Raw genomic sequence first — 10,070 nt, forward strand, 5'->3', positions numbered from 1 at the left:
CGCCGCAGCGTCCATGCTAGGAGGGCTCGGCGGATTGGGTGATCTGCTTGGCGATAAGGGCTGAGCCGGTTTTGCAAGCGAGCTTAAATTTGACGGATCGTTTAAATTTAGAAATTTGCGGCTGAGTCGGTAAATTTAAACAGACCGGTCGGATGAAATTTTAAAATTTTATAGTTTTAGAATTTGCGAAGCAACCGATCGGAGAGTTTAAAATTTATAAGCGGCGGTTGCGACGTGTTTCAGTCGTTTTTTATCTAGCAAGCAGAAAAGTGATAAAATTTAGCGGCACGCAAGACACAGCTAAATGTCATAAAACAAACAGTAAAAAGCACGAGCGCGGCAAACGAAACGAGCGTAAAAGCTGATAAACACAGGAAAGTAAGAGTAGCCGAACGAGCCACGCGTAAAAAGCGGCTTTAAAGCCCAACCATGCGATAGGAATTTGATGGATATTTTAGAAAAATTTAAAGATTACTTGAAGCGCAACGAGCTGAAGGCGCCTAGCTTTCATCCGTACTTTGAGGATGCGCTCAATTACATGCTGCAGGCGGGCGGGAAGCATTTTCGCGCGCAGCTGCTGCTAGGCGTCGTCTCGGCAGTGGATGAACGGCGCTTTGAGGGCGCGTTGGCGATGGCGATGGCGCTTGAGATGATCCACACCTACTCGCTTATCCACGACGATCTGCCCGCGATGGACGATGCGGATCTGCGCCGCGGACGGCCAAGCCTACATAAAAAATACGACGAGGTCACGGCGATTTTAGTGGGCGATGCGCTAAATACAGACGCTTTTTTGATCGCCGCGAGCGCGAACCTAAGCGACGAGATCAAGATAAAATGCATTAAAACTCTAGCGCGAAACGCAGGCAGCAGCGGCATGGTGCTGGGTCAGGCTATCGATTGCTGTTTTGAAAGCAGCCCGCTAAAGCAAAGCGAGCTCGAGTTTTTGCATCTGCACAAAACGGGTGCGCTCATCGCTGCGGCGTTTGAGCTGGGCGCCATAATCGGCGGGCTAAAGGACGAGCTCGCGCATGAGCTTTATAAAATCGGACTGAAGCTAGGTCTCATATTTCAGATCGAGGATGACATCATCGACGCCACAGGCGACGAAGCAAGCGCAGGCAAGCCCGTAGGAGCGGACGGCGCGAAAAATTCCTTCGTAAATTTACTCGGACTTGCGGGCGCTAGAAGCTACAAGCAGCGTCTAATAGACGAGGTAAGCGGCGCGATGAGCGGCTATGATGCGAGCCTGCGCGATTTGGTTTTAAATTTGATAGAAAAATACCTGAAAGGATGAAAAATGTCGAGCGAGCAGCTAAGTAAAATTTCAAACACGATCAAATTTCTAAGCGCGGATATGATCCAGAGCGCCAACTCAGGCCACCCCGGCACGCCGATGGGGCTAAGCGACATAATGAGCGTCTTTATGAGCAAGGTCCGCCACAATCCCAAAAATCCCGCGTGGCTGAACCGCGACCGCGTCGTATTCTCAGGCGGGCACGCAAGCGCGCTCGTGTATAGCTACCTCTATCTTAGCGGATACGATTTGAGCATGGACGATCTCAAAAGCTTCAGGCGTCTACACTCTAAAACTCCCGGTCACCCGGAGATCGCTACCCCGGGCGTCGAGATCGCTACCGGACCGCTCGGACAGGGCGTCGCAAACGCGGTCGGATTTGCGATGGCCGCGAAATACGCCGCACATCTGCTCAACGAGGGAGGAAACGAGATTATCGATCACCGCGTCTATTGCTTCTGCGGCGACGGCGATCTGCAGGAGGGTATCAGCTACGAAGCGTGCGCGCTTGCGGGCAGACATAACCTCGATAACCTCACGATAATTTATGATTCTAACGGCATCACGATCGACGGCAGCACCGATATCGCATGGTTTGAGGACGTGAAGGTGCGATTTGAGGCGCAAGGCTTTGAGGTCGCGCGCATCGACGGGCATAATTTCGATCAGATAGAATTTGTCCTTGACGAGGTCAAAAACAAAACCAAACCCTACCTCATCATCGCAAACACCACGATCGGCAAGGGCGCGCTCGAGCTTGAGGGCACGGCCAAGACGCACGGCGCGCCGCTTGGAGAGGAGCTGCTTGCGCGCGCTAAGCAAAGCCTGGGCTTTGATCCCGCCCAAAGCTTTGTCGTAAGCGAGGATGTACTTTTTGAAACGCGCGCCGCAGTCGAAAAGGGCGATTTGGAAGAGCGGCTTTGGAAAGAGAAGCTCGCAAAACTAAGCGATGAGAAAAGAGCGCTTTTAAACGAGCTTTTAAATCCCGATTTTAGCAAGATAGAATTCCCTGATTTTAGCGGGCTTAAGGTCGCCACGCGCGATAGCAACGGTAAAATTTTAAACGCCATCGCAAACGCGGTGCCCGGCTTTTTGGGCGGAAGCGCGGATTTGGCAGCATCGAACAAGACCGAGCTAAAAGGTGGCGGCGACTTTCCTTGCGGCAAAAATCTACACTTCGGCATCCGCGAGCACGCGATGGCGGCGATCGGCAACGCCTTTGCGAGGTACGGACTTTTCATCCCATTTAGCGCGACGTTTTTTATCTTCAGCGACTATCTCAAGACGGGCGCTAGACTTGCGGCGCTGATGGGCTTGCGACACTATTTCGTCTTCACGCACGACAGCATCGGCGTGGGCGAGGACGGGCCGACGCACGAGCCTATCGAGCAGCTTAGTACCTTCCGCGCGATGCCCGGCTTCTACACCTTCCGCCCGGCAGACGGCAATGAAAACGTAAAATGCTGGCGTACGGCGCTTACTCTAAATGCCCCCGTAGCGTTCGTCTGCTCGCGTCAGGGACTTGAGCCGCTACCTAAGGCGGTTTTGGGCGACGTGCAAAACGGCGCGTATCTGCTAAGGCAGAGCAAAGAGGCACGTATCACGCTCATCGCAAGCGGCAGCGAGGTTTCGCTCTGCCTAAAAGCGGCAGCGATCCTGCAAGAGCAAGGCATCGGCGCAAACGTCGTAAGCGCGCCGTGCTTCGAGCTTTTGTGCGAGCAGGACGCAGATTATTTGGCGCAAATCCTGCAGCCGCAAACTAAAATTTTAGCCGTCGAAGCCGCAAGCGCGCTTGAGTGGTATAAATTTGCAGACGCGGTACACGGCATGCAAAGCTTCGGCGAGAGCGGCAACGCGAGCGAGCTATTTAAGCTTTTCGGCTTTACCGACGTCGCGATCGCAAAAGAAGCAAGGGAGCTTTTAGAGCAGTAGCGGAAAGGGTAAAATTTGAGCGAAAAAATCAAAATTTCGTATTTAGACGGATTTAAAATTTACGGGTTAAAAGCCCGCACGAAAAACACGGACGAGCTAGGCGGGAGCGGCAAAATTCCCGCGCTGTGGGCGGAATTTATGAAAGAGTGCTATGACGGGCGGAGCGAGATTTACAGCGTCTATTACGATTACGAAGACGGCGCCGACGGGCTTTACAATATCTTTATCGGCACCAAAGCGCCCCGCAGCGACGAAGCCTTGGAGATCAAAAGCGGCAAATACGCCGTTTTTAGTTTTCCAAATGAGCCGCAAAACGTAGCAAAGTTTTGGGGCAAAATTTGGAGCTTTTTTGAGGCCGGCGAACTAAAAAGAGCGTTTGGAACGGATTTTGAGTTTTACGGCGGAGACGAGATCAAAATTTTTATCTCGGTTTTGTAGGGCGGCGCATGAAATTTATAAACGGCGAGTGATTTTTCTCCGCCGCGACAATGAGCTTTTGCGTAAAATTTCATCCATAAAGCGGTAAAATTTCGTGCCCAAAAAACTACGCGCGCGAAGGCAAATTTTACGCCGAAAGCCGCGCCGTACCTTAAACCGTGTATTTAAAACGAAATCTAAATTTGCGCCATTAAATTTCAACCCCCGCCCGCAAAAACAGGCGAAATTTCACGCGGAATTTCATTTTTAAATCTGTTATTAAGCCATTTTTGGCTTAAATTACACTTTCATTCGGGTAGATGTCCGAGCGGTCGAAGGAGCGCGCCTCGAAAGCGCGTAAGGCGTCAGCCTTCTGGGGTTCGAATCCCTATCTACCCGCCATTCATTCAAATTTCACCCAATACTCGGGAGTTAAGATGAGCAATAAACTCCTTTCGATGAGCCTGCAGGAGTTGTGGCGGCTCTTTCCGATACGTCTCGTGCCGCACGATCCGCGCTGGAGTGAATACTTTAGGCAGGAGCGCGAAATTCTGCACGGCCTGCTGCGAGATCATGGCAAGATCAGGGTTCATCATATCGGCAGCACCGCGGTAAGCGGGATCTGGGCGAAGCCGATCGTAGATATTTTGATCGAGTGCTCGGATATCGCCGCCGCCAAACAGCGCCTGATAGAGGCGGGCTATCTGCTAATGAGCGAAAAGGGGAGCCGCTGCAGCCTAAATAAAGGCTACACCGAAGCGGGATTTGCTGAGCGCGTTTTTCACGTGCATCTGCGAAATTTCGGCGATGCGGATGAGATATTTTTTAGAGATTTTTTGCGGGCGAATGCGGATATCGCCGAGCGGTATGAGGCGCTTAAATTAGAGCTTTGCAAGCGCTATGAGTTTGACCGCGACGCCTATACTGCGGCGAAAAGCGAATTTGTGCTTAAATTTACGCGCATCGCTAAAGAAAATTTGAAATAACCACGTAAATTTGATCTCTGCGTATAAGTTCGCTCGCCGAGAGCGATAAAACGTCCAAATTTTATAAATGAAACGGGCGAATAGCGCTGCGCCTTGTGAGCTTATTTTTATAAAATTTTAATCGTAATTTCAAATTTTAAAGGCGACCGCCCAATTATCGTAGATAAATTTTACAAATCCGGCTAACGGCAAAGTCGTCCACAAAACGCGCCGTATCACCTATCGCCGTATCACACCGCAAACAAAAGGCGTTCCTGCACCTCGGTACAAGTTTAAATTTAAAAGCCTACGCGTCGTTAAATTTTTAGAATTTCACCAAAAACAAACTCACAAACTCGCTAAATTTAAAGCGGCGAAAATTTTAAATTCCTCGCCGCTAGCTAGTCGCACAGATCCGCCGCGCGTTTAAATTTAATGATCGCTCTTCAGCCCTGCGCCGCAAAGCGGAATGATGCTATCTCCTTGCAGATCGCGGCTCTCTTTGTAGCGCAGATACGCCGCGTAGGTAGCCGCGGTCGTGTGCTCGACGTAAAATCCGCCGCGCGCAAGCGCCGCTCTGGCAGGCAGTATGTCGCTCTCGCTCGCTAAGATCACCTCTCGCTCGCCCGCGTAGCTAGAGCCAAGAATTTCGGCCGCGCGCATCGGTCTTGCGATCGCGATACCCTCCGCTAGCGTCGGCTGCGGCTCTATCGCGCGCGCCGTAACTTTAGCGCCGAAAAGCGGAGCGCAATGCTCGCCCTGAACGATGAAAATTTTTGGCAGCGCCTCGATAAAGCCACCCTCATATAGCTCGCCCAGCGCCGCTTGAGCGCCCAGCAGTAGCGTGCCGTTGCCCACGGGGATAAAGATATTGCGCGGCATCCTGCCCAGCTGCTCGTAGATCTCATAAACGTAGCTCTTCGTGCCCTCGTAAAAGATCGGATTATAAACGTGGTTGGCATAATAGATCTGCTCCTGCGCGGCCTTTTTGCGGCACGCATCCGCCGTCTCGTCGCGGCTGCCGTCAAATACCGTGACGTGCGCGCCGTGGCTTTTGATCATATCGATCTTTTTAGGCGACGTGCCCTTCGGGACGTAAATTTCGCACTCGATGCCCGCGCGAGCGCAGTACGCCGCCACGGCATTGCCCGCGTTACCGCTGGAGTCTTGCAGGACTTTTTTTACGCCGATATTTTTGGCGTGCAGCACCAAAACCGCCGCGCCGCGGTCTTTGAACGAAAGCGTAGGCATCGCATAATCGAGCTTGAGATAGAGGTCTTCGCCGAATTCCACGCTCGCCGTGAGCCCCTCACCCATCGAAATTTCTCTAAATTTCGCCGTATCGATGCCCATAAACCTGCGGTATCTAAAGATGCTAAACTCGCTTTGATCTACGAGCGCGGGGTTAAATTTAGGCGCATCGGAGTTTAGCTTATACAGCCCGCCGCAGTCGCATTTATAGCTCAAAGTATCAATGGGCGCGTGCTTGCCGCAGCCCGTGCAGATGAAATCGCTCATTTTCGCTCCTATTTTTTCTCTTTTATTTTTGCGACGGCCTCGATCTCTACAAGGCAGCCGAAATGTAGAGCCGTAGTCGGCACCACGACGCGAGCGGGCTTGTGCGCGCCGAAAAACAGCGCGTACTGCTCGTCGATCACATCCCAGTTCGCGACGTCCGGCGTATAGACGCGGCACATCCGCACATCGTTTTTATCTGCGCCCGCGGTGGCCAGCACTGCCGCGACGTTGCTTAGAGCCTGTGCGGTCTGCTCAGCAAGACCCTCCGCAACGGCTCCCGTGCGCGGATCCACGCTTAGCTGCCCCGAGACGTAGAGCGTGCCGTCGTCGTCTAAGATGCCCGGCGCATAATGCGCCTTTTTCGGCGCGAAACCGGTTGGATAAATTTCTTTCATTTAAGCTCCTTTGCATATAAAATTTTATATAATTTTACTCTAAATTTATTAAAAATATATAAGTATTTCTATAAATTTGCAAAAATTCTAAAATTTAATCTAAATTTATAGATTTTTTTATATGAAATTTCAGGAGCCCGAATTGAATCAACTTTTACAGACCTTTATACCGACTGCACACCTTATTAAAAATACGATCGGCGATTGCGAGGTGGTCATCCACGATATGAGCACGCCGCAAAACTCCGTCGTTTTCGTCCTCGGCGACGTAACGGGTAGGAGGATAGGTCAAAGCTTCGATCATCTGGTAAAGGACGTGTTGCTAAGTAAAAATTTTGAAAACGACTGCACCGCAAACTACTACTTCACCGCGCAAAACGGCAAGCTCATACGCTCCTCGACTTCGCTGATCCGCGGCACAGACGGCAAAGTAGTAGGCGCGCTATGTGTAAATATCGATACTTCAAGCGCCATCGCGGCATACAAAGTAATAAAAAATCTGCTGCCGAATGCAAAGCTCGATAGCAAGGAGCTGCAGGGCGCAAATTTTACCGACGGAGGCTGCGATAACGCGGCATTAGATGAAGCGAGCTTAAAGGACGGCGTAAATTTAGAAACGCAAAGTCCTAACGATTCACAGCAAAATATCCTTGACATCGTCCAAGACCTGATCGCATCGGCTACGCACGATCTGGATGTGGAGGGGATGAAGAAAGAGGATCGAAAGCGTATCGTAAAATTCCTCGCGCAAAAAGGAATTTTTGAGGTAAAAGGTGCGGTGGAGCTCGTCGCAAAGGCGCTTAGGACGCAGAAAGTCACGATTTACTCGTATATGGATGAGGTAAAGAAGGAGAGCTAACCGCGGTGCATAAATTTGATCTCAAATTTAATAAGCGTTGCGCGCCTTTTTATTAGCGTAGCCATTGGAGTGGTGCAAATTTTAATCTAAATTTGATGAATCGATCAAAAATCAGAGCATACTAATCCCTCATTTATACAGCATGTAATGGGATAAAAGCAAAACTCATCTGTTACTCGAACTCGTAGCCCTTCGTATTCTTTAATTTCTCGTCATAATCGACTCCGTTAGCAATTCGCTTGCGCGAAGCATTGAAATCCGCTCGTATCGGGCTTTTGTGCTCGTCAAACTCAAGTGGCGCGACACCGATGATATCTGCTAGCAGATGCGCTAAATCATCGCTCATAAAAGGCTTATCTTTCGCCGCAGCTAGCCTCTGCCACAGCTTAGCATGATCGCTCAAAAACTCGCGCGAGGCTATAAAAAGCAACGGAATTTCGTAAGTAAAGCGGCTCTCCATGCCGTGCCCAAGGCGTCCATTTTCGTATAAATTCTCTCCGTGATCGCTAAGATAGACGATGAGACTGTCATCACCCGAAAAAATTTTAAAAATTTCATTTATGACAAAATCGTTGTAAAGCACGCTGTTATCGTAATACGCTATGACCTCTTTCTGCTTGGAAGTAAGTTTTGCCTTTACATCCGCCGCGCTAAACTTGCCAAATCCCTCGGGATAGCGCAGGCTGTAATCCATGTGGCTGCCGATGAGATGGATCACGTAGAAATTTCGCTCGCTCTGCCCCGCTTTCGCCTGATTTATGAGTGGAAGCAGCACTCCATCAGGCTTGATGCGGACGGTTTCGTAAAGATTGCTCTTTGAGAGGAAGGATTCCGCGTCCGCGCGATCGGCAGCGCTTTTAGCACTTAACGCATGTGCGCCGAAAGCCTCTTGATTGCTAATCCAAAAGGTGCGGTAGCCACTTAGCTTAAACATATCGATGATGCTGAGGTTGCGAAACCACGCCCTTTTGCGCTCGCTTTCGTAATCGCTGAAATTTAAAAGCCGCATCAGCACCTGATTAGTCGTGCCATAAGGCGAGATTGTATCGCCAAATTTTATCAGATTGCCGCTCGCCTCGAGACCCTCCAAAAGCGGTGTATTTTTAACGCCGTAGCCGTAGAGCGACATATGCCCGCGCTGCAAGCTCTCACCGATTATTAGGATGATATTTTTGACGCGAGACTTTTGCAAGGCGGGGTTTGTAGCGGCCTCAGGGTTTTTAGAATTTGAAATCACGCTGGGGCTTTGCGGCGCAGAATTTAAAGTCTCGCCCCAGCTTTGCGGCTCAGCGCCCGAAGCAAACGTAGAATTTAAATTTAAGCTGGAATTTTGCGCCTGAGCACTTGGTGCGGGCGCGGAATTTTCAGACGCGGAGCCCAAAGCAGAGCTTTGCGGATCTGAATTTGCGCCGCTTTTTAAAACGCTTTCGTTCGCGCGCTTAGCCTCATCATATCCGAGCTGCACTTCGCGCATATCGGTGATGAAATTTTTATCGCTTAGATAGTCTTTTATCGTAAAGGCAAACTCCAGCGGGACGTATTGCGATAGCTTGGTTATATAGCCCTGCTTGCCCTGGGAAGCTTTGACGGCAATATCCGCGCAAAAGATCGTGCCATAGATAAGATAAAGCGCTGCTAGCAGCAATCTTAGACCGCTATGCGTTTGCTCCTCCTTTCTTCGCTCTGCTCTTAGCGCTGCAAAGATGCAGCCAAGCAGCACCGCTAGATACAAAATCGTCGCAGGGTTAAGAAACTGCGAAACAAACTCGCGCGTCTCTGCTGCATCGGTATGCACAAGCGCGTCGATCGCCACGACGTTGAAGCTTGAATCGAAATTTACGATCAAAAATAAAGCCACACTCGCAATTAGCGCAATTAGCGCTAGTAACACGAACGAAACGAGCTTAAAAAATCGCCCGCTAAGCAGATAGCAGAGGTGAAAGATGAGCAAATTTATGATGAATACCACCGGGAAACTCTCGGCGATGTAGGCAAAGATGGGTCCGTTAATCTGATAATGTATCTTAGCCCAGCACGCAAGTAGACATAGCGCCGTCGCTAGCCAAAATGCCCTCCACACGGGATGTCCGAGTAGCGCGGCAAAAAAGCCGCGGTCGATTTTCATAAGCAAGCGCGCTATGAGCCTACCCGCTTTCGTCTGCGCCGCAAGCTCGCCCATGTTTGCCAGCGCTGCATAAAATTTTTCTCTCATTTTATCTTTCCTGCCTCGTACGAAGGGACGCGACGACGCGCATCCTACGTAGCGCGACATATTTTCGCTTTAAATCAAGGCACAATCTTAGCCGCTTAAAGCTTTGAGCTTGCTTACTTGCGCGCTTTTACGCTTTAAATTTTGCAGCTAAATTTTAAAGGTACGGGGCATGGAATTGGACAGCGGAATTTTGAGATAAAGCGGATTTGTGAGTGAAATTGCAAGACATTATTCTAAAATTCTAATTCTTAGAATTTTGTGGATAGACTACAAGTCGCTACGATAAATTTTAAAATTATCTAATGCGATTAAAGCCCAAAAACTTGTGAATGAATTTATGCGCCTAACAACCGAGAGGAGGTGAAATTTATAGCGGCTCAAACGATGCAAATTTATAAAAACACACCGTTTATGCATTCCACCCCCAGCAAAAGAGCGAAATTCCAATTCTGCCAAGCCTTTTGCGCGAAAATCT

The 10,070-nt window shown here is 49.9% G+C and carries 8 protein-coding genes and 1 tRNA gene; 6 read left to right on the plus strand and 3 right to left on the minus strand.

Annotated elements, in window-relative coordinates; all coding sequences use genetic code 11:
* The first annotated feature begins 445 nt into the window (after window positions 1-445).
* From Q0277_RS03825 to Q0277_RS03845, 5 genes are all read left to right on the plus strand, one after another.
* Window positions 446-1,297 (plus strand): polyprenyl synthetase family protein, encoded by an 852-nt coding sequence (locus Q0277_RS03825; RefSeq protein WP_297995790.1) that lies wholly within the window; start codon window positions 446-448, stop codon window positions 1,295-1,297.
* Between the two features lie 3 nt (window positions 1,298-1,300).
* Window positions 1,301-3,229 (plus strand): transketolase, encoded by a 1,929-nt coding sequence (tkt, locus tag Q0277_RS03830; protein WP_297995792.1) that lies wholly within the window; start codon window positions 1,301-1,303, stop codon window positions 3,227-3,229.
* Window positions 3,230-3,256: 27 nt separating this feature from the next.
* Entirely contained in the window at window positions 3,257-3,667 is a 411-nt protein-coding gene (locus Q0277_RS03835; protein ID WP_297995803.1) for a GyrI-like domain-containing protein, read from the plus strand.
* Between the two features lie 293 nt (window positions 3,668-3,960).
* Window positions 3,961-4,048, plus strand: a tRNA-Ser gene (locus Q0277_RS03840).
* A 35-nt stretch (window positions 4,049-4,083) separates the two neighbouring features.
* Entirely contained in the window at window positions 4,084-4,632 is a 549-nt protein-coding gene (locus tag Q0277_RS03845) for a GrpB family protein (protein ID WP_297995794.1), read from the plus strand.
* A gap of 411 nt (window positions 4,633-5,043) precedes the next feature.
* Here Q0277_RS03845 and Q0277_RS03850 read toward each other — a convergent pair whose 3' ends face one another.
* A complete protein-coding gene (locus Q0277_RS03850; protein ID WP_297995796.1) occupies window positions 5,044-6,129 on the minus strand; it encodes a threonine synthase in 1,086 nt (361 codons plus the stop codon).
* A gap of 8 nt (window positions 6,130-6,137) precedes the next feature.
* Entirely contained in the window at window positions 6,138-6,524 is a 387-nt protein-coding gene (locus Q0277_RS03855; RefSeq protein WP_297995798.1) for a RidA family protein, read from the minus strand.
* Window positions 6,525-6,666: 142 nt separating this feature from the next.
* On the opposite strand from Q0277_RS03855, the gene Q0277_RS03860 reads away from it, so the two are divergent.
* Window positions 6,667-7,383 (plus strand): transcriptional regulator, encoded by a 717-nt coding sequence (locus Q0277_RS03860; protein ID WP_297995800.1) that lies wholly within the window; start codon window positions 6,667-6,669, stop codon window positions 7,381-7,383.
* A 172-nt stretch (window positions 7,384-7,555) separates the two neighbouring features.
* Here Q0277_RS03860 and Q0277_RS03865 read toward each other — a convergent pair whose 3' ends face one another.
* Window positions 7,556-9,595, minus strand: coding sequence for a sulfatase-like hydrolase/transferase (locus tag Q0277_RS03865; protein ID WP_297995801.1), 2,040 nt, complete (start codon window positions 9,593-9,595; stop codon window positions 7,556-7,558).
* Window positions 9,596-10,070: the final 475 nt, after the last annotated feature.

The organism is uncultured Campylobacter sp., assembly GCF_938030815.1.
In the GTDB taxonomy this organism is placed as follows: domain Bacteria; phylum Campylobacterota; class Campylobacteria; order Campylobacterales; family Campylobacteraceae; genus Campylobacter_B.